The sequence below is a fragment of the Serratia sp. HRI genome (genome assembly GCF_010119335.3).
GTDB classification, from domain to species: Bacteria; Pseudomonadota; Gammaproteobacteria; order Enterobacterales; family Enterobacteriaceae; genus Serratia; species Serratia nevei.
The window spans coordinates 4333185-4358319 of record NZ_CP083690.1 but is presented as its reverse complement, the minus strand read 5'-3'; the positions used below and the strand labels follow the sequence as shown (position 1 = coordinate 4358319).

Below are 25135 nucleotides of genomic sequence, written 5' to 3'. Positions count from 1 at the left end.
ATCCGAAGATAATTTCAGCATTCCTTTAACCGGCTTCTGGCCGGTTTTTTATTTCCCCCCACACTCTCCTCACAATTTCAGTTCGTACAAATAGCAAGCAAATAAATAACCTCATGATATAGTTTCACTAATTCACCTCCGCACTAATTGCTAATCTTTTCTGTTATTTTAGTCTATAAATTGAGCTTGCTTTTCATTTCGTGCTTTATCCCGTCCGTTATTTCTCGCCGCAGGCATAATTAGCCGCGGAGTTTCACTTCTGATAGCCTGAAAAAAAGCTCACCCTCAGCGAGTAAAGTTATGATGCCCTTTCAACCCGACGTGCTGTGGCAGCGGCTGCAAAGCTCCCCCTTCCGCGCCCGTTTCCGTTTAAATGCCAAAGACCAAACCTACCTCGACGACAAGGGATTGCCGCTGATCCTCAGCCATGCCCGCGATTTCATCGACCGTCGCCTGGCCGCCGCCCATCCTAAAAATGACGGTAAGCAAACGCCGATGCGCGGCCACCCGGTGTTTGTCGCCCAACACGCCACCGCCACCTGCTGCCGCGGCTGCCTGGAAAAGTGGCACGGCATACTGCAGGGTATCGCGCTCGACCAACGGCAAAAGGCGTATATAGTCCAGGCGATCGCCCTGTGGCTGGTGCGCAGAGGCGGTGCCAGAGAGGAATCAAACGCGAATCTTTTCGACCCGGATCGCGGATTGTGATAAAAACTGTCAGTAACTTTCGCCACTCTTTTGACCCAAGATCCTGACGCTTACATGACAGCCACCTTGTGCAATGAACAGCAAACGCCCGGCGTTCCTCAACAGATCGCCACCCGCCTGGCCTTTTTCGTCGCCGGTCTTGGCATGGCCGCCTGGGCGCCGCTGGTGCCCTTCGCCAAAACGCGCATCGGTATCGATGACGGCTCGCTCGGCCTGTTGCTGCTCTGTATCGGTGCCGGTTCCATGCTGGCGATGCCGCTGACCGGTTTCCTGACCGGCAAACTGGGCTGCCGCGCAGTGATCCTGATGGCGGGGCTCGGGTTATGTATCGATCTGCCGCTGCTGGCGCTGATGGATTCCCTCGGCGGCATGGCCGTGGCGCTGCTGCTGTTCGGGGCGGCGATCGGCATGATCGACGTGGCGATGAACGTTCAGGCGGTGATCGTCGAACGCGCCAGCGGCAAGGCGATGATGTCCGGTTTTCACGGTTTCTTCAGCATCGGCGGCATTGCCGGCGCCGGTGGCGTCAGCGCGCTGCTGTGGCTGGGCCTGACGCCGCTACAATCCACCCTGCTTACCGTACTGGCGGTGATAGTGCTGCTGGCGCTCGCCAGCCGCCATCTGCTGCGTGAGAGCGGTGCCGACGACGGCGGGCCGATGTTCGTCTTGCCGCGCGGCTGGGTGATGTTCATCGGCATCCTGTGCTTTATCATGTTTCTGGCGGAAGGATCGATGCTCGACTGGAGCGCGCTGTTCCTCACCACGCTGCGCGGCGTCGAGCATAGCCAGGCCGGCCTGGGCTATGCGCTGTTTTCCATCACCATGACGCTCGGCCGGCTCAATGGCGATCGGGTGGTGAACTCGCTGGGCCGCTACCGGGTGCTGCTGCTGGGCAGCCTGTGCGCCGCACTCGGTCTGAGCCTGGCCATCGCCTTCAATCACGCCACCGTGTCGCTGGTCGGTTTCATGCTGGTCGGCCTGGGCGCCTCGAACGTCGTGCCGATCCTGTTCAGCGCGGCGGGCAACCAGCGCGACATGCCGGCCAATTTGGCGATCGCCTCCGTCACCACCGTCGGCTATGCCGGTATTCTGGCCGGCCCGGCGCTGATCGGCTTTATCGCTCAGTTTTCCAGTCTGACGGTGGCTTTCGCCTGCGTCGCCGCCCTGCTGTTGGCGGTAACCGCCAGCGCCAAGGCCGTCACTCGCTGATTCAGGAATGCGCAGCCACTATGCAAAATAAACAACTGACCATCAGCTCCAGCAACATTACCCGCTGCTTCCTGCTGTTTATCGTGCTGCTGACGATCGGCATTGGCCTGTATGGTTACAACTACACCAACGCCTGGCTGGCGGAAAAGAAGTACACGCTGAACAGCATAGCCGGTTCGCTGCAAAAGCGTATCGATACCTACCGCTATATGACCTACCAGGTCTATGACAAATTCGGCAATGCGCCGGCACAGAACAGCGATCCCGGTTTGCAGGAAACCCGCCTGCGGCCCGACGTCTATTATGTCGAAAAGCCGCACAAGAAAACCGACGCGGTGATCTTCGGCAGCCATGACGAGAACACGCTGGCAATGATCGCCAACATCTCGGACTACCTGGACACCCGCTGGGGTGCCAAGACCGAGAACTACACCATGTATTACCTCAATGGCCAGGACAACAGCCTCAGTCTGATCACCACCCAGCCGCTCAAAGAGCTGGCTTCACGCTTTCGAGAGAGCTACCTGACCACCTCGGCGGACGAACGCCGCGCCGAGATGCTGCAACAGGCCAACATGCTCGACGAGCGCGAGAGCTTTTCCGATCTGCGCAAGCAGCGTTTCCAGAACGCCTATTCGTTCTCGATTCGCACCACCTTTAATCAGCCGGGACATCTGGCGACGGTGATCGCCTTCGACTTGCCGATCAACGACATCATTCCGGTCAATCTGGCCCGCGCCAATTTCCTGCTGCTGCCGGACGATGTCGATCTCGACGACAGCGCCATCCCGGCGGAAACGGCTCTCGGTACCCATGCGACGATGAGCGGTGGTTGGGTCGAGTTCAGCGCCGCCCTGCCCAATGCGCCGCTGAAGGTGGTGTATCGCGTTTCGGCCATCAATCTGGCCATCGATCTGCTGCGCAACAACATCTGGCTGATCGCGATCAACCTGCTGCTGCTGGCGCTGTCGATGCTGAGCATCTATTTTATCCGCCGCCAGTACATTCGCCCGAGCGAAAACATGGCGGTGGAGCTGGAAGCCGAGCGCGCGCTGAATCAGGAGATCGTCTCCAGCCTGCCTTCCGGCCTGCTGGTCTACAGCTTCGCCAACAATACGGTGATCGCCAGCAACAAAATCGCCGAACACCTGCTGCCGCACCTCAGCCTGCAAAAAATCGCCCATATGGCCGAACAGCATCACGGGGTGATCCAGGCGACGGTCAACAATGAAGTGTATGAAATCCGTATCTTCCGCAGCCAGCTGTCGCCGGACACCTACCTGTTCCTGATGCACGACCAGGATAAAGAGGTGATGGTGAACAAGCGGCTGCAGCAGGCGCGGCGCGAATACGACAAGAACGTTCAGGCACGCAAGCTGATGCTGCACAACCTGGGCATCGAGCTCAATCAGCCGGTACGCCAGATGCACGATCTGGTCGAGCGTCTGCGCGACCGGCCGGATGAGCAGCAGCAGCAGGCACTGCTGGGCCAGTTGATCGCGGAGTCGGCTTCGGTGCTGGGTTTGATCGATAACATTACCCTGCTGACCCGGCTGGAAACCCAGGACTGGCAGCCTACGCGCGAACCGTTCAACCCAGCGGCAATGGTCGACGAGTTGCTGCTGGAGGCCCTGCCTGCCCTCAATCAGAAGGGGCTGGCGCTGTTCAAACATTTCCAGCTGGACGTCGAGCAGAACTATATCGGCGACGCCAACGCGCTTCGCAAAGTGATCGCGCTGCTGGTGCATTACGCCATTATCACCACCGCCTGCGGCAAGATTTCGCTGGTTGTCGACCATGAGCCCGAGCACCCGGATCGCCTGATTTTCCAAATCAACGACACCGGCTCCGGCATCTCCAACGAAGAGATCAGCAACCTCAACTATCCCTTCCTCAGCCAGACGCTGGTGGACCGCTTCAACCACGGTTCCGGGCTCACCTTCTTCCTGTGCAACCAGCTGTGCAAAAAGCTTAATGGCCAGTTGGACATTCGCAGCAAGGTGGATATCGGCACTCGCTATACCATTCGCATCGCCATGGAGATGGAGAAAAAAGAGCCGCAGGAGCAGGAAAAGCTGCTCGACGGCGTCACCACCCTGCTGGACGTCACGTCGGATGAGGTGCGCGGCATCGTGACCCGCCTGCTGCAGGCCTACGGCGCCGACTGCCTTGTCGCCGAAGATCGCGCGGTCAACCGCGATTATGACGTGCTGCTGACCGATAACCCACAACGCGCCGATGACTACACCCTGTTGTTGGCGACCGATGAGCCGGGCTGGCAAGCGCTGGATAAACGCTACATTCGGGTGAACTATAATCTGAACGGCGCATTAATCGACGCCGTGATGATGCTGATCGAACAGCAAATGGCCGCGCTGGAACAGGAAGAAAGCCCGCTTTCATTGAGCTCAGAAGATATCCAACTCTATGAAAAACAATTGAAATCAAGTGATTACTATGGGCTGTTTGTCGATACAGTACCCGACGATGTCAAAAAACTGTATACTGAGGCGGGCAGCAGTGATTTCAATGCGCTGTCACAAACCGCACACCGCCTTAAAGGCGTGTTTGCCATGTTAAATCTGCTTCCCGGCAAGCAGCTGTGCGAATCGTTAGAACAGCGCATCGCAGAAGGTGATGCGCCCGAGATCGAGAATAACATCAGTCAGATTGATTTTTTCGTCAGCAGACTGCTGAAGCAAGGTAGCCAACAACATGAATAACCTGAACGTAATTATTGCTGATGACCATCCTATCGTACTGTTTGGCATCCGGAAGTCACTTGAGCAAATTGAATGGGTGAATGTCGTTGGGGAGTTCGAAGACTCAACCGCACTGATCAACAATCTGTCCAAGCTGGACGCCAACGTGCTGATCACCGATCTGTCGATGCCGGGTGACAAGTATGGCGACGGCATCACGCTGATTAAATACATCAAGCGCCACTATCCGCAGTTGTCGATCATCGTGCTGACCATGAACAATAACCCGGCGATCCTGAGCGCGGTATTGGATCTGGATATCGAAGGCATCGTGCTGAAACAAGGCGCGCCGACCGATCTGCCGAAGGCGCTGGCCGCCCTGCAGAAAGGCAAGAAATTCACGCCGGAAAGCGTCTCTAAACTGCTGGAGAAGATCAGCGCCAGCGGCTATGGCGACAAACGCCTGTCGCCGAAAGAGAGCGAAGTGCTGCGCCTGTTCGCCGAAGGTTTCCTGGTGACCGAAATCGCCAAGAAACTCAACCGCAGCATCAAAACCATCAGCAGCCAGAAGAAATCGGCGATGATGAAACTGGGCGTCGAGAACGACATCGCCCTGCTCAACTACCTCTCCTCCGTCAGCATGACGCCGTTGGACAAAGACTAAAGCCCGCCTCACGGCAGGTTAGCACCAAACAGGCACGGCACTCGCCGTGCCTGTTTGCTTTTCAAGCCTCGCTGCGGCTGTAGCGTACCCGTTGGCTGTAGTAAGCCAGCGTCTGTTCCAGCGTCTCCAGCGTGACCGGTTTCGACAGGCAGTTATCCATACCCGCCTCGAGGCAGCGCTGCTTCTCTTCCGCCAGCGCATTCGCCGTCACGCCGATCACCGGCGCGCTGAACTGCATCTGTCGCAGTTCCTGCGTCAGGCGATAGCCGTCCATATTCGGCATGTTGACGTCAGTCAGCACAATATCGACGTGGTGCTGTTTCAGCACGCCGAGCGCGTCGACGCCGTCGTTGGCGGTCACCACCTGATACCCCAGCGATCCCAGCTGATCGGACAGCAGGCGACGGTTGATCGGATGATCGTCAACCACCAGCAGATGAATATCGCCGTTGTCCGCCGCGCTGGCCTTGGCGGGCACCGGCAGCTGCACCAGCGCCTCTGCCGCGCCGCTGCCGACGCCGAACAACCGGTTGAGCAAGCTTAGCGTTTCTCGCGGCGTGGAGGTGCTGTGCATCCAATAACCCGGCCGGGTTTCCAGCGATGGGCCGATATGTTCGGTAGAGAATTGGATCTGAGCCAGCAGCGGCGTGTCCAGCATCAGCGGATGATCGCTGAGCATCACCTCTCCGGCGGCGGTCTCTTGGCCGTCATAGCGCTGGATATCGGCGCCGTACCCCCCCAGAATCGCCATCAGGTAACTTTCCAGCCGCTGATTGCGGATATCCAGCCACAGCCGACGGCCCTGCCAGGTATCGCTGGCCTGCGGGATGGGGAACTGAGCGTTGAACAGCGGAATGCGGATGCTGAACAAGCTGCCCAGACCCGGTTCGGACTCGACGGCGATATCGCCGTCCATCAGGTTGATCAGTTTCTCACAGATAGCCAACCCCAGGCCGGTTCCCTGGAAATGGCGCTGCACGCCGGTGCCCACCTGGAAGAACGGATCGAACAAACGCGAGATCTCCTTCTCCGGAATACCGACGCCGGTATCGCGCACGCTGAACTCCAGATAGCTGCCGCGGGTGCAGACCTGCAGCACGATACAGCCGGTATCGGTGAACTTGATGGCGTTGTTCACCAGGTTGGAGAGCACCTGCTGCAGCCGCACCGGATCGCCGAAAATGCGCTCCGGCACGTTCTGTTCGATAAAGCAGTACAGCCCCAGACGTTTCTTCACCACCAGCGGCAAATAGTTGCCGGCGATATGGGTGATCACCTCCAGGCAGGAGAACTCGCGCGGTTCTATCTTCAGCTGCTCGGACTCGATTTTGGAGAAATCGAGAATATCGCTGATGATTTTCAGCAGCAGGCCGGAAGAGTTGTTCATCGCATTGACCAGCCGATCGACCCCCTGCGGCAGCGCCTTGGTTTGCAGCAAATCGAGGTTGCCGATAATGCCGTACAGCGGCGTGCGCAGCTCATGGCTGACGGTGGCCAGGAACATCGATTTGGACTGGCTGGCCTGCTCCGCCGCCGCCGCCATCTCCTGCAGCGACTCTTCCATCTTCACGCGGGCGCTGACGTCCACCAGCACGCAAATCGCCACATCTTCGTTACGGTAGCGCGAGTGGACAAAGCTGATCTGCAGGTTGTTGTTGTTGCTGGTCATCACATCGACGAAATTCGCCTGCTGTTCGCAAATGATGCGCGTAATGCGATCGCGATCTTCGTGGGTCAACAGGTTGATGTAGTTGTGCGCCAGTTCGTTACTCAGGATATTGGTGCCGTCGCTGATGCGCAGGATACAGATGCCCACCGGTGCCGAAGCGACGATCTTGCGGTTGAACTGCTCGTGCTCTTCCAGGCGAAAGGCGTTGTCCTCCGCCGGCAGGAACATTTTACGCTCAAACAGCCACGCCAGCGTGAACAGCACGATGGCCGACAGCAGGTTCAACAACAGCGCGTTGAGGATCAGCATTTTGAAACGTTCTACTACACTTTTCACCGGCAGCGCATAGACGATGCTCAGCGAAGAAGGCGGCAGCACTTTCTTCAGGATCAGATCGCGATAATTGTCGACATAGCCGAAGTAGGCGTGCTCTGCGGGATAGCTGTTGAGCGAAGCGGCATAGCGATCGCCGTCCGCCAGGCGCAGCACCGGCTCGTTGTTCTCATCCAGCAGCGTGACGCCGATCGGCAGGTTGCCGGCGGTAACGAAATCCTCCAGCCGAACGGTCTGTTCGATGCCCAGCAGCGCCTCCAGCTTGTTGCCGATATAAATCGGCGTCAGCACATACAGATAGCCGACGTCCGGCCGCTGCGCGCTGGGGCTGATCCAATACAGGTTGTTGTCTTTGTCCAGATTCTTGGCGTTGCGGTATTTCAGAATGCGCTCGTGCAGCGACTTCAGCACGTTTTCCCGATTGGCGCTCGCGTTGCCGCCGCCGAACTCCGCCATACACAGGCTGTCGCCGCCGATGAAGAACACCCGGTTGAGATCGTAGGCCGCCACGAAGTTCTCTTTCCAATACTGGATCAGGCCGCTCAGCGAATCGAGCGAACTGCGGTAGGTGGTGCTCAGCGTGCAGTTGGACTCCGGGTACAGCGGAAAGAATTGCGGTGGGCTGCCCTTGCCGGGAAACACGCCGCTGAACATGTCCAGGCTGCTGACCGACCCGTTGAGACGGTTCTCCGCCATATACTTGATGTCGCGGATGATGTCGGCGGAATGGCGGATGTAGCCCTGCGCCTGATCGAAGTTGAGGTTGTAGTCCTGCCGGATATCCGACTCTTTCTGATGCAGGATATTCAGAATATAAAAGGTGGTGAGCAGCGCTCCCAACGACCACAGCAAAATCGCCAGCACCCGGAACAGATAGCGGGATATCTTCAGCGTAGTTCGAAAAGAGGCTAAGTATTTCAATCGGATACCATACGAAAGTCAGTGGCGGCGCACGCATTCGCCGGCGCGGCAGCCGGCGGCTCGGTGCGCCAATTAAACCATATAACTGAAAAAGGGCCTAGCATCGCTGCCAGGCCCTTCTGTCTCAGTGCATTAGGGTGTCGGCATGCCGACGCCCTCACCTTGCTTTAAACGTTGTCGTCGTCCATCGGCTCAGCCGCGTCGTCGCCATCGTCCAGCGGCGTGGTGTCTTCTTCCACCGCTTCCGCCCCCGGTTCCAGGCTGTCCAGCTCTTCGTCTTCCACCGGCTCGGCCACGCGCTGCAGGCCGACGACGTTTTCGTCTTCCGCCGTGCGGATCAGCGTCACGCCCTGGGTGTTACGGCCCACCACGCTGACTTCCGAAACGCGGGTACGCACCAGCGTGCCGGCATCGGTGATCATCATGATCTGGTCGCTGGTTTCCACCTGTACGGCGCCGACCACCTGGCCGTTACGCTCGCTCACCTTGATGGAGATAACCCCCTGGGTGGCGCGTGACTTGGTCGGATATTCGGTCACGGCGGTGCGTTTACCGAAGCCGTTTTGCGTCACGGTCAGGATGTCGCCTTCGCCGCGCGGCACGATCAGGGAGATCACGCTGTCGCCTTCGCCAAGGTTGATGCCGCGCACGCCGGTTGCGGTACGGCCCATCGAACGCACCTGCGTTTCCGGGAAGCGTACCACTTTACCGTTGGCGGAGAACAACATCACTTCATTGCTGCCGTCGGTCAGATCGACACCGATCAGTTCGTCGCCCTCGTTGAGGTTGACGGCGATGATGCCGGCGCTGCGCGGACGGCTAAACTCGGTCAGCGCGGTTTTCTTCACGGTACCGCTGGCGGTGGCCATGAACACGTGGCGCCCTTCTTCATACTCGCGCACCGGCAGGATGGCGGTGATACGCTCATCGGCTTCCAGCGGCAGCAGGTTGACGATTGGGCGACCGCGCGCGCCACGGCTGGCTTCAGGCAGTTGGTACACCTTCATCCAGTACAGGCGGCCACGGCTGGAGAAGCACAGGATCGTATCGTGGGTGTTGGCCACCAGCAGGCGATCGATAAAGTCTTCTTCTTTAATACGCGCCGCAGATTTGCCTTTGCCGCCGCGGCGTTGAGCTTCATAGTCGGACAGCGGCTGATACTTCACGTAGCCCTGATGAGACAGGGTCACCACCACGTCTTCCTGGTTGATCAGGTCTTCGATGTTGATGTCGGAAGTATTGGCGGTGATCTCGGTGCGGCGGCCGTCGTTGTACAGCTCTTTGACTGCCACCAGCTCTTCGCGGATCACTTCCATCAGGCGCTCTGGGCTTTCCAGAATAAAGATCAGCTCGGCGATAAAGTTGAGCAGTTCTTTATATTCGTCCAGCAGCTTCTCGTGCTCCAGGCCGGTCAGTTTCTGCAGGCGCAGATCCAGAATCGCCTGAGCCTGCTGCTCGGTCAGGTAGTATTTGCCGTCGCGGATGCCGAACTCCGGCTCCAGCCACTCAGGACGGGCGGCGTCGTCACCGGCGCGCTCCAGCATGGCGCTGACGTTGCCCAGATCCCACGGCTGCGCCACCAGCGCAACTTTCGCTTCGGCCGGGGTCGGCGCACGGCGAATCAGCTCGATGATCGGATCGATGTTGGCCAGCGCGATGGCCAGCGCTTCCAGAATATGGGCGCGGTCGCGGGCCTTGCGCAGTTCGAAGATGGTGCGGCGGGTAACCACTTCGCGGCGGTGACGCACGAAGGCTTCGAGGATGTCTTTCAGGTTCAGCAGCTTAGGCTGGCCCTGATGCAGCGCGACCATGTTGATGCCGAAGGTGACCTGCAGTTGCGTCAGCGCATACAGGTTGTTCAGCACCACTTCGCCGACCGCATCGCGTTTGACTTCGATCACGATGCGCATGCCGTCTTTATCGGACTCGTCGCGCAGCGCGCTGATGCCTTCCACGCGCTTTTCTTTCACCAGCTCGGCGATCTTCTCGATCAGACGCGCCTTGTTCACCTGATACGGGATCTCGTGAACGATGATGGTTTCGCGCCCGGTCTTGGCGTCGGCTTCCACTTCCGCGCGCGCGCGCAGGTAGATTTTACCGCGCCCGGTGCGGTAGGCCTCTTCAATGCCGCGGCGGCCGTTGATGATCGCCGCCGTCGGGAAGTCCGGCCCCGGGATGTGTTCCATCAGCCCTTCGATGCTGATGTTTTCATCGTCGATATAGGCCAGGCAGCCGTTGACGACTTCTGTCAGGTTGTGCGGCGGAATATTGGTAGCCATGCCCACGGCGATGCCCGATGCGCCGTTGACCAGCAGGTTCGGGATCTTGGTCGGCATGACGGCCGGGATCTGCTCGGTGCCATCATAGTTAGGCACGAAGTCGACGGTTTCTTTTTCCAGGTCCGCCAACAGTTCGTGAGCAATCTTGGACATGCGCACTTCGGTATAACGCATTGCCGCGGCGGAGTCGCCGTCGACGGAACCGAAGTTACCCTGGCCGTCCACCAGCATGTAGCGCAGTGAAAACGGCTGGGCCATACGCACGATAGTGTCGTAAACCGCGCTGTCACCGTGTGGGTGATATTTACCGATCACGTCCCCGACGACACGGGCCGATTTCTTGTATGGTTTATTCCAGTCGTTACCCAGTACGCTCATCGCGTACAGAACGCGGCGGTGAACCGGCTTCAGTCCATCACGAACATCTGGCAGCGCACGTCCGACAATAACGGACATCGCATAATCCAGATACGAGTTTTTCAACTCGTCTTCGATGTTTACCGGTGTGATTTCTCTGGCAAGGTCGCTCATGGAGCTGCTATCCCTCTACTAATGATTCATCTGCCCGCTGCCATAGTGGCAAAGGTGTAAAACTATATCACAAAGCACGCTTTACGGGAAAATAACCGCCGCTGTTTCACGGAAATTGTGCAGATAAGTGCGCTAAAAACGCATCGGCGCAGACGATGCCGCGCCGGAACATGTATAATCCGCGCAACGAGAACAAGGAGCCAGACAAGCCCATGAACGCAGAATCATCCAGCCGAGTGCAAAACGTTGACCACCAGGAAATCGCCAAGTTCGAGGCCGTCGCCTCCCGCTGGTGGGATCTGGAAGGCGAGTTCAAACCGCTGCACCGCATCAACCCGCTGCGCCTGAACTACATCATGCAGCGCGCCGGCGGCATTTTTGACAAGCAGGTGCTCGACGTGGGCTGCGGCGGCGGCATTCTGGCGGAAAGCATGGCGCGCGAAGGCGCCAAGGTCACCGGCTTGGACATGGGCGCGGAGCCGCTGCAGGTCGCGCGGCTGCACGCGCTGGAAAGCGGCATGAACGTCACTTACGTGCAGGAGACGGTGGAAAGCCACGCTCAGGCCAACCCACAGCGCTATGACGTCGTCACCTGCATGGAGATGCTGGAGCACGTGCCGGATCCGGCCTCGGTGGTGCGCGCCTGCGCCCAGTTGGTGAAACCGGGCGGCCATGTGTTCTTCTCCACCATCAACCGCAACACCAAAGCCTGGCTGATGGCGGTGATCGGCGCAGAGTACGTGCTGAAGATGGTGCCGCAGGGCACCCACGATCATAAGAAGTTCATTCGCCCTTCCGAACTGATCGGCTGGGTCGACGGCACGCCGCTGCGCGAAAAGCACATGATCGGCCTGCATTACAACCCGATCACCGATCATTTCAAGCTTGGACGCAACGTTGACGTGAACTACATGGTGCACACCCAGCACGAAGGCTAAGCGTTGTAAACCGCGCCGGCCCTGCATTACCGGGGGGCGGCGCCGGCGGAGCATTCGGAAAAATACCTAATTTCCGCAACTTCGATCAAAATAGCCGTTGTAAACAGTTTTTTAGAATATTAAATCAGATCAATATGCCGTTTTTTTCTAACGTTTAATAAAGCGCCAAACGATCGGTTTTTTCAGTTTTTCAGTAAAATCTGATCGCGCTTATTGACAAGCTTGTCGCGCCAGTCACGGCGCGCGCTTCGCGCGGCAAGTTACATTTCACCCCCAAGTTATCCACAAATTAGGCCGGTTTTGTTCACTTGCAAACGCCGTTTTTTCTCACTATCTTGTTACCTCACCGACATACAACCCCTATATATAGTGTTTACATACTGAGCAGAGCGACTACACTTCTGCTTAGGGGCACCATACGGACAGGTAAAACACCACATGAACCAAAGTCTGCTTGTAACTAAACGCGATGGCCGTAAAGAGCGCATCAATCTCGACAAAATCCACCGGGTCATCGATTGGGCCGCGGAGGGATTACACAACGTCTCGGTTTCTCAAGTAGAGTTGCGTTCACACATTCAGTTTTATGACGGCATCAAAACCGCCGACATTCATGAAACCATCATCAAAGCCGCAGCCGATCTGATCTCCCGCGATGCGCCGGACTATCAGTACCTGGCCGCTCGCCTGGCGATCTTCCACCTGCGCAAAAAGGCTTATGGCCAGTTCGAACCGCCGAAGCTGCACACCCACGTCACTCGCATGGTCGAGATGGGCAAATACGATAAGCATCTGCTGGAAGACTACAGCGCTGAAGAGTTCGAGCAGATGGATTCCTTTATCGATCACTGGCGCGACATGAACTTCTCCTATGCCGCCGTCAAGCAGCTGGAAGGCAAGTATCTGGTGCAGAACCGCGTCAGCGGCGAGATCTACGAAAGCGCCCAGTTCCTGTACATGCTGGTGTCCGCTTGCCTGTTCTCCAACTACCCGCGTGAAACTCGTCTGGATTACGTCAAACGTTTCTATGACGCGATTTCCACCTTCAAGATTTCGCTGCCTACGCCGATCATGTCCGGCGTGCGCACCCCAACCCGCCAGTTCAGCTCCTGCGTGCTGATCGAGTGCGGCGACAGCCTGGACTCCATCAACGCCACCTCCAGCGCCATTGTGAAATACGTCTCGCAGCGCGCCGGCATCGGTATCAACGCCGGCCGCATCCGCGCGCTGGGCAGCCCGATCCGTGGCGGTGAAGCCTTCCATACCGGCTGTATTCCGTTCTACAAACACTTCCAGACCGCCGTCAAATCCTGCTCGCAGGGCGGCGTGCGCGGTGGCGCGGCAACGCTGTTCTACCCGATGTGGCACCTGGAAGTGGAAAGCCTGCTGGTGTTGAAAAACAACCGTGGCGTTGAAGGCAACCGCGTGCGTCACATGGACTACGGCGTGCAGCTGAACCGCCTGATGTACCAGCGCCTGATCAAGGGCGAAGACATCACCCTGTTCAGCCCGTCCGACGTGCCGGGGTTGTATGACGCGTTCTTCGCCGATCAGGACGAATTCGAACGCCTGTATACCCAGTACGAGAAAGACGACAGCATTCGCCAGAAGCGCGTAAAAGCGGTTGAGCTGTTCTCGCTGATGATGCAAGAGCGCGCCTCTACCGGCCGCATCTACATCCAGAACGTCGACCACTGCAATACCCACAGCCCGTTCGATCCGCAGATCGCGCCGGTACGTCAGTCCAACCTGTGCCTGGAAATCGCCCTGCCGACCAAGCCGCTGGAAGACGTCAACGACGAAAACGGCGAGATTGCGCTGTGCACCCTGTCCGCCTTTAACCTAGGCGCGATCGACAGCCTGGACGATCTGGAAGAATTGGCAACCCTGGCGGTGCGCTCGCTCGACGCCCTGCTGGATTATCAGGATTATCCGATCAAGGCTGCGCACCGTGGCGCGATGGGCCGCCGCACCCTGGGCATCGGCGTCATCAACTTCGCCTATTACCTGGCGAAGAACGGCGTGCGCTACTCCGACGGCAGCGCCAACAACCTGACGCACAAAACGTTCGAAGCCATTCAGTACTACCTGCTGAAAGCCTCCAACCGTCTGGCTCAGGAACAAGGCGCTTGCCCGTGGTTCAAAGAGACCACTTATTCGCAGGGTATCCTGCCGATCGACACCTACAAGAAAGACCTGGATGCGGTCTGCAACGAGCCGCTGCACTACGACTGGGAAACCCTGCGTAAAGAGATCCAGGAAACCGGTCTGCGCAACTCGACGCTGTCTGCGCTGATGCCGTCGGAAACCTCTTCGCAGATTTCCAACGCCACCAACGGCATCGAGCCGCCGCGCGGCCACATCAGCATCAAGGCGTCGAAAGACGGCATCCTGCGCCAGGTGGTGCCGGAGTATGAGCGTCTGAAAGACAACTACGAGCTGCTGTGGGAAATGCCAAGCAACGACGGCTATCTGCAGCTGGTGGGGCTGATGCAGAAATTCATCGACCAGTCGATTTCGGCCAACACCAACTACGATCCGACCCGCTTCCCGGGCGGCAAGGTGCCGATGAAGCAGCTGTTGAAAGACCTGCTCACCACCTACAAGTTTGGCGTGAAAACGCTGTACTACCAAAACACCCGCGACGGTGCGGAAGACGCCCAGGAAGATTTGCAGCCTGCCAAGGCCGGCGATGACGACTGCGAAAGCGGCGCCTGCAAGATCTAAAGTTTGACCTAGCGGGCCGGAATTTTCCGGCCCCTTCATTTAGCCACGTTACGATGGATTCAGGCTTATGGCTTACACCACTTTTTCTCAGACCAAAAACGACCAGCTGCAAGAGCCGATGTTCTTCGGCCAGTCGGTAAACGTTGCGCGTTTCGACCAGCAAAAGCATGAAATCTTCGAAAAACTGATCGAAAAGCAGCTCTCCTTCTTCTGGCGCCCGGAAGAAGTTGACGTCTCCCGCGATCGCATCGATTACCAGGCGCTGCCGGAGCACGAGAAGCACATCTTCATCAGCAACCTGAAGTATCAGACGCTGCTGGATTCCATCCAGGGCCGCAGCCCGAACGTCGCGCTGCTGCCGCTGATCTCGATCCCTGAGCTGGAAACCTGGGTGGAAACCTGGTCGTTCTCCGAGACTATCCACTCCCGTTCCTACACGCACATCATCCGCAACATCGTCAACGATCCGGCGCTGGTGTTCGACGACATCGTCACCAACGAAGAGATCAAGAAGCGCGCGAAAGACATCTCCGGCTACTACGACGATCTGATCGAGATGACCAGCTACTATCACCTGCTGGGTGAAGGCACCCACCAGGTGAACGGTAAAACCGTCACCGTCAATCTGCGCGCGCTGAAAAAGCAGCTGTACCTGTGCCTGATGAGCGTGAACGCGCTGGAAGCGATCCGCTTCTACGTCAGCTTCGCCTGCTCCTTCGCATTTGCCGAGCGCGAACTGATGGAAGGCAACGCCAAAATCATCAAGCTGATCGCCCGCGACGAAGCGCTGCACCTGACCGGCACCCAGCACATGCTGAACCTGATGCGTTCCGGCGCCGACGATCCTGAAATGGCGGAGATCGCCGAGGAATGTCAGCAGCAGTGCTACGATCTGTTCGTGCTGGCCGCCCAGCAGGAGAAAGAGTGGGCGGAATACCTGTTCCGCGACGGCTCGATGATCGGCCTGAACAAAGACATCCTGTGCCAGTATGTGGAGTACATCACCAATATCCGCATGCAGGCGGTCGGCCTCGGTCTGCCGTTCGAAACCCGCTCCAACCCGATCCCGTGGATCAACGCCTGGTTGGTGTCCGACAACGTACAGGTAGCGCCGCAGGAAGTGGAAGTGAGCTCCTACCTGGTTGGCCAGATCGACTCGGAGATCAACGCCGACGACCTGAGCGACTTCGAACTGTAAGCAATGGCGACGCCAATCGTAACGCTGCGCGCCGCCGGCACGCAGCTCTCCTGCCCTAACAGTGAAAACTGCCTGCTCGACGTGCTGGAACTGCACGACGTGCAGGTGGAGTACCAATGCCGCTCCGCTATTGCGGCGCCTGCCGCCTGAAAGCTGGTGAAAAGGCGAAGTGGCCTACCGCCAACAGCCGCTGGCGTTTTATCAACGCCGGCGAATCCTGCCCTGCTGCTGCATGCCGCTGACGGATATCGAGCTGGAAATGTAAAGTGTCGGGTGCCGGAAAACCACGCCTGGGAGACCAGAAGGCGGGGTTGTCCCCGCCCTAGGGATTACCGCTTCACCTCACACGCCAACCCTGATCAGGATAGTGATATTTTCCTGGTCAGATGTTTCAGGCTTCGCACAGCGAGTCCTCCTTATCATCCACGATAAATAACAAACCGTAAATAAAACTACAAACGGCTAGCGAGTGAAACACATACCTTAAGCGCAATGCTTGCCTCCTTGCTGTGAAGGGGCTACCATACCGGTGTCTAGGCGGTATGTGCAGCCCCATTCTGTACTGACCCCAAAAAGTTGGACAGTTAAACACGAGGCACATAGGTCTGGGTTCGATATTCAATTGGACTCAGACCTTTTAATTTCAGGCTAATTCTTCTGCTGTTGTAGTAGTCAATATATTCCGTAACAGCATCCTTCAGTTCGCTTATATTACTGAACTCGTCAAGATAAAAACACTCCGACTTTAAGGTTCCAAAGAAACATTCCACGACTGCATTATCCAGACAATTGCCTTTTCTGGACATGCTCTGTGTAATGCCTTGTTCTTTAAGGATGTTTTGATACCTTCTCATACGATACTGCCATCCCTGGTCAGAGTGCAGAATAGGATGCTCGTGAGGCTTAAGCTTTTTGAATGCCTGATCGAGCATATTCTCGACCATGTTCATCACAGGTCTTTCCGACAGGCTGTAAGAAATAACTTCGTTGTTGAAGAGATCTATTACTGGAGACAAATACAGCTTTCCCCATTGACTGCAAATTCAGTAACGTCGGTAACCCACTTCTCGTTTGGCCGTGTAGCCTTGAAATCCCTTTGGAGAACATTGGGGGCGGTTTGCCCTACCTCTCCTCTGTAGGAGCTGTATCGCTTGACCTTAATCGCTGCCTTAAGCGAGAGGGTTCCCATCAGGCGCTGAACGGCTTTATGGTTAATCCGTTCCCGTCTCGATGGAGAGACAACGTTACCCTACGGTATCCGTAACGACCTTTATTCTCGTGATAAATCTCACCAATACGCTTTTTAACATCCGCATACTTATCAGGCTTGCTGAGAGCCTTTAGATGGTAATAAAACGTACTGCGCGGTATCTCCGCTGCCTTGAAAGCTCATCAAGAGGGTAAAACTGCCTTAGCTCGTTGAGTACTTTCACTTTTTCGCGGGATGAGCTAAGGCTTTCAGCTTTTTTAGATACGTAAGCCGCATTTCAAGGAATCGAACTTGTCTTTCAAGATCCTCAATACGTCGGTCTTTCGACAGCTCCAATGCTAACGCCGCTTTTTCTGGATCAACTGACATTGTAATGTTTCTTTTGGTGCCGATCTTGAGTGCGCGTAAACCAGCTTCTCCGTGCTCCTCATAGACTTTCAGCCACTTGGCTACAGAACCACTACCAGCAGCATAAAGTGAGCAGCAGCCTGATTGAGGGACATCTGCTGCTCGGTCACGGCTTTCACGACCTTAATGCGCAACTCTGGATCAGCACTAACGCCTTTAGTTTGGGAATTAAACCTTTTTCTCCATGTTTTTCATAGAGGGCAACCCACGTCCTGACCTGTGTTCGAGGCACACCAAAACGTGCAGAGATGATCCTGTAACCATCATCAGTTGTGAAGTAGTGATTCACGACTTCAAGGCGCTTTTCGAAGGGGTATTTTGGCTTTGACATATCAGGGACACCCGTCAAGAGAGTAACAGCATTCCCCCGGCGCGAATATCCCCTATAACATTATGATTAATCAGGGATATATAACCGTCACAAAAGCATCTCCTCCCTCATCCCCGGCCTGATTAGCGCCCCTTTCCCGCCAATGTGGAAAAATAACGCGCCGGGGAATCGCCGAAGGCTTTACGAAACATGGCGATAAAATTGCTCGGCGAGGCATACCCCAGCGCCTCCGCAATCTGCAGCACCGTTTCGCCTTCGGCCAGCTTCGCCAACGCATATGACAACCGAGCCTGCTGACGCCACTGGGCAAAACTCAACCCCGTCTCGCCGATCATCAGCCGCCGCAGGGTACGCGGCGACATCGCCCCCCATTCAGCCCACGCCTCCAGTGAACGTTCGCTCCCCGGCTGCGCCAGCAAGGCCTGCAGAACGCCGGCCAGGCGCGGATGGGACGACATCGGTAAATGCAGCGGCTCCGTCGGCGCCAGCCGTATCTCGTCACGCATCACCTGCGCCATACGCTCCTGCTCCAGGGTAAGCGCGCTGCGTTTGTCCCAGCCTTCCGCACGCTGAGCCAACGCCTGCAGCACTGCGCTGATGCCGATAACGCAGGGTGTATTCGACAGATCGTGGCAGGCCTCCGGCGCCAGCAGCAAACTCCAGCCGCTCAGCGCGCCGCAGACCTGCACCCGGTGCTGCGTCGCCGGCGGGATCCACCCCGCCCGCTGCGGCGGAAGCACCCAGTCGCCCTGCGCCGTGCGTACATGCAGCAAGCCGCTTTCAACGCACAGCAACTGCCCTCGCACATGCTGATGCCAGTCGTATTCGCGCGTGCCCAACCGATACTCCCGGCCTGCCGCGTCGCGGCCGCCAAGGGCGATCAGCCAGGGGCCCGCCGACCATTCGCTGCAGTCAGCGTCGAGGGCATGAAGGTTTGCATTCATATTGGCCACTAATCACTATTTTTAGTCCAGATACCGTTATACCAACCTTTTCCTGCGCCGACATAATGAAATGCTTCCGGCCGCGACCGTCTGTGGCCACTGACTCAAGAGGGAACATGATGACAACACTCAGCATTGGCATTATCGGCGCCGGGCCCGGCGGCCTGTGTCTGGCTCAGGGACTGCGCCGCTTCGGCATCCACGCCACGGTGTTTGAACGCGACACCACACCGCAAGCGCGCGATCAGGGCTACCGGCTGCGCATCGATCCGTCGGGCCAGCAGGCGCTGGCCGCCTGCCTGCCGCCGGCGCACTACCGGTTGCTCTGCGCCGGCTGCGCGCAAAACAGCGGCGAGAGCAATCTATGGGATCCGCAGCTTGCCCCGCTCACCGGCCGGCGCCCCGAGCACTGGTTGCCCTCCAGCCAGCGCCAAACGCAAGAACCGGGCGGCGATCTCGGCATTCATCGCCAAACGCTGCGCGAAATCCTGCTTGCCGGCCTGCAAGAGCGGGTGCGTTTCGGCCATACCTTGCGTGAATTTGCGCAGACGCCGCAGGGCGTGGAACTTCAGTTCGCCAACGGCGAACACGTGCGGGTCGATGTGCTGATCGCCGCCGACGGCGTCAACTCGCTGGTGCGGCGGCGCTGCCTGCCCAAGGCGGGCCCCGAAGACAGCGGCGCGGTCACCCTCTACGGCAAAACGCCGCTCGATGCGGCGACCCGTGCCCAATTGGCCCCCGAATTGCTGCGCGGCGTGTCGGTCGTCTTCGCCGACGGCTTGTCGCTGGTGATTGAACCGATGCGCTTTCAGGCGCCCATGGCGCAGCTGGCAGCCGACTATGCGCCGGATTGCCCCCTCACGCCGGTCGACGACTATCTTTATTGGGCCTGTATCGGAACGGCTGAACGGCTCGGCGGGCCGGCGCGGGCGGAGGGAAGCGCTGCGCTGCAGGCACGCGTAAGGCATATCTCGCAGGGATGGGCCCCCGCTTTGCAAACGGCGTTAGCGCTGGCGGATCCCCTGTCGCTCAGCGTGCGGGCGGTGCAGGTCACGAAGGCGATGCCGGTGTGGCACAGCGAACGCATCGCCTTTCTCGGCGACGCCGTGCATGTCATGAGCCCGGCGGGTGGGCTCGGCGCCAACACCGCGTTGGCGGACGCCGCCAGCCTGGCGACGCATCTGGCGCAGGCCGGCAGCGCCGCGCAGGCACTCAAGGACTATGGTGCAGATCTGCAAACGCGGGGCGCGGCGGCGATACGCCTTTCACGCCTGGCGTCCGAACGGCTGCAGCAAAACCGTGACGCCGGCGACTCAGCGCCATGACCGTCACTCGATAATTTCCACCACCTCCAGCCAGGCGTTTTTACCGCACGCCTGGCCCCCATTAAGCCAGCGGCGCAGCATATCCAGCGCCAGCATCGCCACCGACTCCTGCCGCAGCCGCAGGCCGTGGCGCGACGCCCGATAACGCACCGTCTGGCCAATGCCGCCGCGCGGCGTATGCAGCGCAATGCTCACCTGCTCGTCGCGCATGGCGCTGACCGCCAACGCCAACGGCGCACCGGTCAATTCCGCCAGCGAACGGGCGCGCGCCAGCGTCGTTTCCAGCGTTTCGATGCAGTGCGCCGGCAGCAGCTCGCCCCCCGCCAGCGGCGCCCCTTCGCTCTGCAGCTGCAGATTGATCAACCCGGCGCTGAACTGCTCGCTCAACGCCAGCTTCAGCCCTTGCTGATTCAGACGCTGCGTCAGCGTCGCCGGCAACCCGGCGGTGCCTTCAAAGATGCAGTTGTCCCCCGCCACCTCGCGCACGCGTCGCCAGGCCTGCTCCATTTCCACACGCCGGCTTTCCGGCCCGGTCAGCTTCAGCTCGATAATCGGGCTGGATGAGCGGTAGCCCAGCACCACTTCCGGCGGCAGCGGCATGCCATCCAGCTCGGCGGCCAGATCGCTCTCGGAGGTGCCGAAGGTGGTCAGGCGCAGGCACAGCGGCGGCGCCGGCAAGGTGAAGCGCTGGCGCAGGCGCGGCACGATCTGCTGTTCGACCATCACTTTGAATTCCGACGGCACGCCGGGGGTGAAGAACATCTGACATTTGTTCAGCTGCAGCGCAAACCCACAGGCGGTGCCTACCGGGTTATCCAGCATTTCCGCGTTGGCCGGGATCTGCGCCTGCTTGCGGTTGGAAGGGGCCATCGGCCGCCCGCGCTCGGCGAAATAGGCTTCCATGCGCGCCAGCCAGTCGGCCCGTTCGACCAGCTCTACGCCACAGGCTTTCGCGGCGGCCAGCGCGCTGAGATCGTCGCTGGTCGGCCCCAGGCCGCCGTTGACGATCAGCACATCGGCGATATGGCTTCGTTCCTGCAGGATCTCGATCAACGCAGAGAGGCTGTCCCCGACTGTTTCACGCCCGCTCATCGGCACTCCCTGCTGGAACAGGTAGTCCGCCAGCCAGACGGCGTTGGTATCAATAATTTGCCCGTGCAGCACCTCATCGCCGGTGCTGAGCATCTCCACCCTTAACATTGATCTCTCCCACATTTTTTGGTCATTCCACTATAGAAGCCCGTAAATAACTTTTCACTAGCCGCCTGCGGATAATTTCAGCCATGGGCCCGTTCCTCATGCGCCATGCAGCTCGCCACAATGTAAACATTGCTGTACACCATGCGTAACGTCGGTTTGACACAAATTAGGGCTTCCACTATCCTGCCATCCTCATAAATCGTTACCTATAATTTTCAAAATCTTTCGGCTGGTAGAGAAAAAACGTGAAGAATCGCACTCTTGGCAGTGTTTTTATCGTGGCGGGCACCACCATTGGCGCCGGGATGCTGGCGATGCCGCTGGCGGCAGCCGGTGTCGGCTTCGGCGTCACGCTGGCCTTACTGGTCGGGCTGTGGCTGTTGATGTGTTACACCGCGCTGCTGCTGGTGGAGGTTTACCAGCATGAGCAGGCGGATACCGGTCTGGGCACGCTCGCCAAACGTTATCTCGGCGGCGGCGGCCAGTGGCTGACCAGCTTTAGCATGATGTTCCTGATGTACGCCCTCACCGCCGCCTATATCAGCGGCGCCGGCGAATTGCTCGCCACCAGCATCAGCCAATGGACGTCGCAGGACTTCCCGGTGTCGCTCGGCGTCCTGCTGTTCACCCTGGTGGCCGGCGGCGTGGTGTGCATCGGCACCCACTCGGTGGACTTGTTCAACCGCATCCTGTTCAGCGCCAAAGTGGTGTTTCTGGTGGTGATGCTCGGCCTGATGTTGCCGAATATCCACCAGACCAATCTGATGACGTTGCCGCTGGAGCAAGGCCTGGCGTTATCGGCCATTCCGGTGATCTTCACTTCATTTGGCTTCCACGGCAGCGTGCCGAGCATCGTCAACTACATGGGCGGCAACATTCGCAAACTGCGTTGGGTGTTTATCATCGGCAGCGCCATCCCGCTGATCGCCTATATCTTCTGGCAGCTGGCGACGCTGGGCAGCATCAGCTCCGACACCTTCGTCGGCATTCTGGCGCAGCAGGCCGGGCTGAACGGCCTGTTGCAGGCGGTGCGCGATGCGGTGGCTTCGCCGCACGTTGAACTGGCGGTGCACCTGTTCGCCGACCTGGCGCTGGCGACCTCGTTCCTCGGCGTGGCGCTCGGGCTGTTCGATTTCCTGGCCGACCTGTTCAAACGGCAAGACAACGTGCGTGGCCGCCTGCAAACCGGCGCCATCACCTTCCTGCCGCCGCTGGCCTTTGCGCTGTTCTACCCGCGCGGCTTCGTGCTGGCGTTGGGATTCGCCGCCATCGCCCTGTCGGTGCTGGCGCTGCTGTTGCCTTCACTGCTGGTGTGGAAAACCCGCCAAAAACATCAGGCGCAGTATCGCGTCTGGGGCGGTACGCCGGCGCTGGCGCTGGTGTTTGTCTGTGGGGTAACGGTGATCGCCATCCAACTGGGCATCGCCAGCGGCATGCTGCCGGCGGTGGGGTAAGCCAGGCAGAAAAGATAAAGGGGCCTGAAGGCCCCTTTTTCGCAGCGTCAGAAGCTCAGACCGACACCGACATAAGGGCCATCGGCCAGGGTGTTGTCGCGACGCCCGTCTTTGCCTTCCATTTGCATGTAACGGTAGCCCACGTCCACGCTCAGCGGACGGAACTTCCAGCGCAGGCCGCCGCTGGCTTCGTTATAGGCCTTCACGCCGCTGGTGAAAGAGTCAGGGGCAAAGTAACCTTCGCCGTGCAGGCTGAAGTAACGGTTAATTTCCCACTCCAGGCCGCCGCCCAGCGCCACCGCCCCGCCGCTCTTCCCATCTTTCGGGCTGAGGTACAGCGCTTTGGCGCCCACGGTCGCCGTCAACGGCCCCAGCGGCACGCCGAAGTTCAACCCCACGCTGCCGACGTTACCGTCGTGGTCGCTGCGCGCCCAGTTGCCGGTCAGGCCCAGACCTGAAGAGCCGGTGCTCATGCCAACGCCCAGGTTGGTGTAGTGTTGCCCGGCTTCGCCCGACACGCTGATGGCGTTCGCCGCGCCGGTCACAAACAGCAATCCTGCCGCGCACGCGACCCAAGTCTTTTTCATCATCTTTCCCTCTGGTTTGTCATCCGTACCGAATGATCGAATCAACGCAAAATAATAACGTCATGAGTCTATACCAAAGCGCAATGAGTATTTAAGGGATAAAAGCGAAAAAATTCTTCAATAATCAAATAAATGTAAAAATTTGCAAACAAAAATCCTTATTCGTCAAGGCGATGCCAACGATAACCGAGACCTATTTGCCGTCGCTCGGCAATAGGGCTACAACCAGTAGTGGCTTTGACCAAGGTCAGGGGAAGAAGCCCCGCCAAAGGACTATGCTGATGAACGCTTAAACCGCCCGAGTCTTTACTTAACTGCACTACGATAAGGAGCAAGTGATGAGCAAGAAAGGACTGACCACCGCAGCCGGCGCCCCGGTTGTCGATAACAATAACGTGATCACCGCGGGCAAACGCGGCCCGATGCTGTTGCAGGACGTGTGGTTCCTGGAAAAACTGGCCCACTTCGACCGCGAGGTCATCCCCGAGCGCCGCATGCACGCCAAAGGATCCGGCGCCTACGGCACCTTTACCGTCACCCATGACATCACCCGCTACACGCGCGCCAAGATCTTCTCCGAAATCGGTAAGCAGACCGACATGTTTATCCGCTTCTCCACCGTCGCCGGTGAGCGCGGCGCGGCCGACGCCGAACGCGACATTCGCGGTTTCGCCATGAAGTTCTATACCGAAGAAGGCAACTGGGATTTGGTGGGCAACGATACGCCGGTGTTCTATCTGCGCGATCCGCTGAAATTCCCCGACCTTAACCACGTGGTGAAACGCGATCCGCATACCAACCTGCGCAATCCCGTCTACAAGTGGGACTTCTTCTCCCACCTGCCGGAATCGCTGCACCAGCTGACCATCGACTTCAGCGATCGCGGCATTCCGAAATCCTACCGTCACATGCACGGTTTCGGCAGCCACACCTTCAGCTTTATCAATGCCGCCAACGAACGTTTCTGGGTGAAATTCCACTTCCGCTGCGAGCAAGGCATTGAAAACCTGATGGATGAAGAAGCAGAAGCGATCATCGCCAAGGATCGCGAAAGCTCACAGCGCGATCTGTTCGACGCGATCAAACGCGGCGACTTCCCGCGCTGGAAGCTGCAAATTCAGATCATGCCGGAACACGAAGCCTCGCAGACGCCGTATAACCCGTTCGATCTGACCAAGGTCTGGCCGCACGGCGACTATCCGCTGATCGACGTCGGCTATTTCGAGCTGAACCGCAACCCCGACAACTACTTCTCAGAGGTTGAGCAAGTAGCGATGAACCCCGCCAACGTGGTGCCGGGCATCAGTTTCTCACCGGATAAAATGCTGCAGGGCCGTCTGTTCTCCTATGGCGATGCGCACCGTTATCGCTTGGGCGTCAACCACCACCAGATCCCGGTGAACGGCGCCAAATGCCCGTTCCACAACTACCATCGCGACGGCGCGATGCGCGTGGACGGCAACAGCGGCAACGGCGCCACCTACGAACCGAACAGCTTCGGCCTGTTCCAGGAGCAGCCGGACTTCAGCGAGCCGCCGCTGAGCATTGAGGGCGCGGCCGACCACTGGAATCATCGTGAAGACGACGATTACTACAGCCAGCCGCGCGCGCTGTTCAACCTGCTGAGCGCCGAAGAGCACCAGCGCATGTTCACCCGCATCGCCGGCGAACTGTCGCAGGTGCCGGAACACATCCAGCGCCGTCAGGTCGAGCTGTTCACCAAGGTGCACCCGGACTACGGCGCCGGCGTCGCCAAGGCGCTGGGGCTGAAATAACCCCCTGCAGCCATCCGCTCAG

15 protein-coding genes and 2 pseudogenes are annotated in these 25135 nt (G+C 58.5%); 11 read left to right on the top strand and 6 right to left on the bottom strand.

The genetic code is table 11. The features are described from left to right. Window positions 1–303: 303 nt before the first annotated feature. Genes GF111_RS20835 through rcsB form a run of 4 tightly spaced genes read left to right on the top strand, consistent with a single transcriptional unit; the run spans window position 304 to window position 5283 of the window. On the top strand, window positions 304–708 hold the full coding sequence (locus GF111_RS20835) for a DUF4186 domain-containing protein (protein ID WP_370633555.1): 405 nt from the start codon (window positions 304–306) through the stop codon (window positions 706–708). Between the two features lie 54 nt (window positions 709–762). After that, window positions 763–1917, top strand: a complete 1155-nt coding sequence (locus tag GF111_RS20830) for an MFS transporter (protein WP_047730202.1) — start codon at window positions 763–765, stop codon at window positions 1915–1917. Between the two features lie 20 nt (window positions 1918–1937). After that, on the top strand, window positions 1938–4640 hold the full coding sequence (gene rcsD, locus GF111_RS20825) for a phosphotransferase RcsD (protein ID WP_147190610.1): 2703 nt from the start codon (window positions 1938–1940) through the stop codon (window positions 4638–4640). After that, entirely contained in the window at window positions 4633–5283 is a 651-nt protein-coding gene (rcsB, locus tag GF111_RS20820) for a response regulator transcription factor RcsB (RefSeq protein ID WP_004935900.1), read from the top strand. Before rcsD ends, rcsB begins: the two co-directional genes overlap by 8 nt. A gap of 61 nt (window positions 5284–5344) precedes the next feature. Here rcsB and rcsC read toward each other — a convergent pair whose 3' ends face one another. Next, window positions 5345–8206, bottom strand: a complete 2862-nt coding sequence (gene rcsC, locus GF111_RS20815; protein WP_038883664.1) for a two-component system sensor histidine kinase RcsC — start codon at window positions 8204–8206, stop codon at window positions 5345–5347. A 167-nt stretch (window positions 8207–8373) separates the two neighbouring features. Then, window positions 8374–11016, bottom strand: a complete 2643-nt coding sequence (gene gyrA / locus GF111_RS20810; protein ID WP_038876363.1) for a DNA topoisomerase (ATP-hydrolyzing) subunit A — start codon at window positions 11014–11016, stop codon at window positions 8374–8376. A gap of 212 nt (window positions 11017–11228) precedes the next feature. Here gyrA and ubiG point away from each other — a divergent pair, with 212 nt between their 5' ends. The 4 genes and pseudogenes from ubiG (at window position 11229) to yfaE (ending at window position 16144) form a co-directional block, all read left to right on the top strand. Next, window positions 11229–11954: a bifunctional 2-polyprenyl-6-hydroxyphenol methylase/3-demethylubiquinol 3-O-methyltransferase UbiG gene (ubiG, locus tag GF111_RS20805; protein ID WP_033641383.1), complete on the top strand. Its 726-nt coding sequence runs from the start codon at window positions 11229–11231 to the stop codon at window positions 11952–11954. A 438-nt stretch (window positions 11955–12392) separates the two neighbouring features. Next, window positions 12393–14681: a class 1a ribonucleoside-diphosphate reductase subunit alpha gene (gene nrdA, locus GF111_RS20800; RefSeq protein ID WP_147190609.1), complete on the top strand. Its 2289-nt coding sequence runs from the start codon at window positions 12393–12395 to the stop codon at window positions 14679–14681. A gap of 67 nt (window positions 14682–14748) precedes the next feature. Then, window positions 14749–15879, top strand: a complete 1131-nt coding sequence (gene nrdB, locus GF111_RS20795) for a class Ia ribonucleoside-diphosphate reductase subunit beta (RefSeq protein WP_019453694.1) — start codon at window positions 14749–14751, stop codon at window positions 15877–15879. A gap of 3 nt (window positions 15880–15882) precedes the next feature. After that, a pseudogene (yfaE, locus tag GF111_RS20790) lies at window positions 15883–16144 on the top strand (class I ribonucleotide reductase maintenance protein YfaE). 319 nt (window positions 16145–16463) lie between these two features. On the opposite strand, the pseudogene GF111_RS20785 reads toward yfaE, so the two are convergent. Both GF111_RS20785 and GF111_RS20780 read right to left on the bottom strand, forming a co-directional pair. Then, a pseudogene (locus GF111_RS20785) lies at window positions 16464–17828 on the bottom strand (IS3-like element ISKpn8 family transposase). 122 nt (window positions 17829–17950) lie between these two features. Then, a complete protein-coding gene (locus tag GF111_RS20780; protein ID WP_134268048.1) occupies window positions 17951–18772 on the bottom strand; it encodes a helix-turn-helix domain-containing protein in 822 nt (273 codons plus the stop codon). Between the two features lie 116 nt (window positions 18773–18888). Between GF111_RS20780 and GF111_RS20775 the strand changes: the two genes are divergently transcribed. After that, window positions 18889–20097: an NAD(P)/FAD-dependent oxidoreductase gene (locus GF111_RS20775; RefSeq protein ID WP_224217751.1), complete on the top strand. Its 1209-nt coding sequence runs from the start codon at window positions 18889–18891 to the stop codon at window positions 20095–20097. Between the two features lie 3 nt (window positions 20098–20100). On the opposite strand, the gene GF111_RS20770 is transcribed toward GF111_RS20775, so the two are convergent. Next, a complete protein-coding gene (locus GF111_RS20770; RefSeq protein WP_147190607.1) occupies window positions 20101–21297 on the bottom strand; it encodes a nicotinamide mononucleotide deamidase-related protein YfaY in 1197 nt (398 codons plus the stop codon). A 245-nt stretch (window positions 21298–21542) separates the two neighbouring features. Between GF111_RS20770 and tyrP the strand changes: the two genes are divergently transcribed. Beyond that, entirely contained in the window at window positions 21543–22751 is a 1209-nt protein-coding gene (gene tyrP, locus GF111_RS20765; RefSeq protein ID WP_004935940.1) for a tyrosine transporter TyrP, read from the top strand. Window positions 22752–22798: 47 nt separating this feature from the next. Here the strand turns inward: tyrP and GF111_RS20760 are convergent, their stop codons facing one another. After that, window positions 22799–23338: a YfaZ family outer membrane protein gene (locus GF111_RS20760; RefSeq protein ID WP_038876374.1), complete on the bottom strand. Its 540-nt coding sequence runs from the start codon at window positions 23336–23338 to the stop codon at window positions 22799–22801. 338 nt (window positions 23339–23676) lie between these two features. On the opposite strand from GF111_RS20760, the gene katA reads away from it, so the two are divergent. Next, window positions 23677–25113: a catalase KatA gene (gene katA, locus GF111_RS20755; protein WP_025303647.1), complete on the top strand. Its 1437-nt coding sequence runs from the start codon at window positions 23677–23679 to the stop codon at window positions 25111–25113. Window positions 25114–25135 lie beyond the last annotated feature (22 nt).

Coding starts and splice junctions, on each gene's coding strand:
- GF111_RS20835 (WP_370633555.1), top strand. CDS start 304: ATGCCCTTTCAACCCGACGTGCTGTGGCAGCGGCTGCAAAGCTCCCCC.
- GF111_RS20830 (WP_047730202.1), top strand. CDS start 763: ATGACAGCCACCTTGTGCAATGAACAGCAAACGCCCGGCGTTCCTCAA.
- rcsD (WP_147190610.1), top strand. CDS start 1,938: ATGCAAAATAAACAACTGACCATCAGCTCCAGCAACATTACCCGCTGC.
- rcsB (WP_004935900.1), top strand. CDS start 4,633: ATGAATAACCTGAACGTAATTATTGCTGATGACCATCCTATCGTACTG.
- gyrA (WP_038876363.1), bottom strand. CDS start 11,016: ATGAGCGACCTTGCCAGAGAAATCACACCGGTAAACATCGAAGACGAG.
- ubiG (WP_033641383.1), top strand. CDS start 11,229: ATGAACGCAGAATCATCCAGCCGAGTGCAAAACGTTGACCACCAGGAA.
- nrdA (WP_147190609.1), top strand. CDS start 12,393: ATGAACCAAAGTCTGCTTGTAACTAAACGCGATGGCCGTAAAGAGCGC.
- nrdB (WP_019453694.1), top strand. CDS start 14,749: ATGGCTTACACCACTTTTTCTCAGACCAAAAACGACCAGCTGCAAGAG.
- GF111_RS20780 (WP_134268048.1), bottom strand. CDS start 18,772: ATGAATGCAAACCTTCATGCCCTCGACGCTGACTGCAGCGAATGGTCG.
- GF111_RS20775 (WP_224217751.1), top strand. CDS start 18,889: ATGATGACAACACTCAGCATTGGCATTATCGGCGCCGGGCCCGGCGGC.
- GF111_RS20770 (WP_147190607.1), bottom strand. CDS start 21,297: ATGTTAAGGGTGGAGATGCTCAGCACCGGCGATGAGGTGCTGCACGGG.
- GF111_RS20760 (WP_038876374.1), bottom strand. CDS start 23,338: ATGAAAAAGACTTGGGTCGCGTGCGCGGCAGGATTGCTGTTTGTGACC.
- katA (WP_025303647.1), top strand. CDS start 23,677: ATGAGCAAGAAAGGACTGACCACCGCAGCCGGCGCCCCGGTTGTCGAT.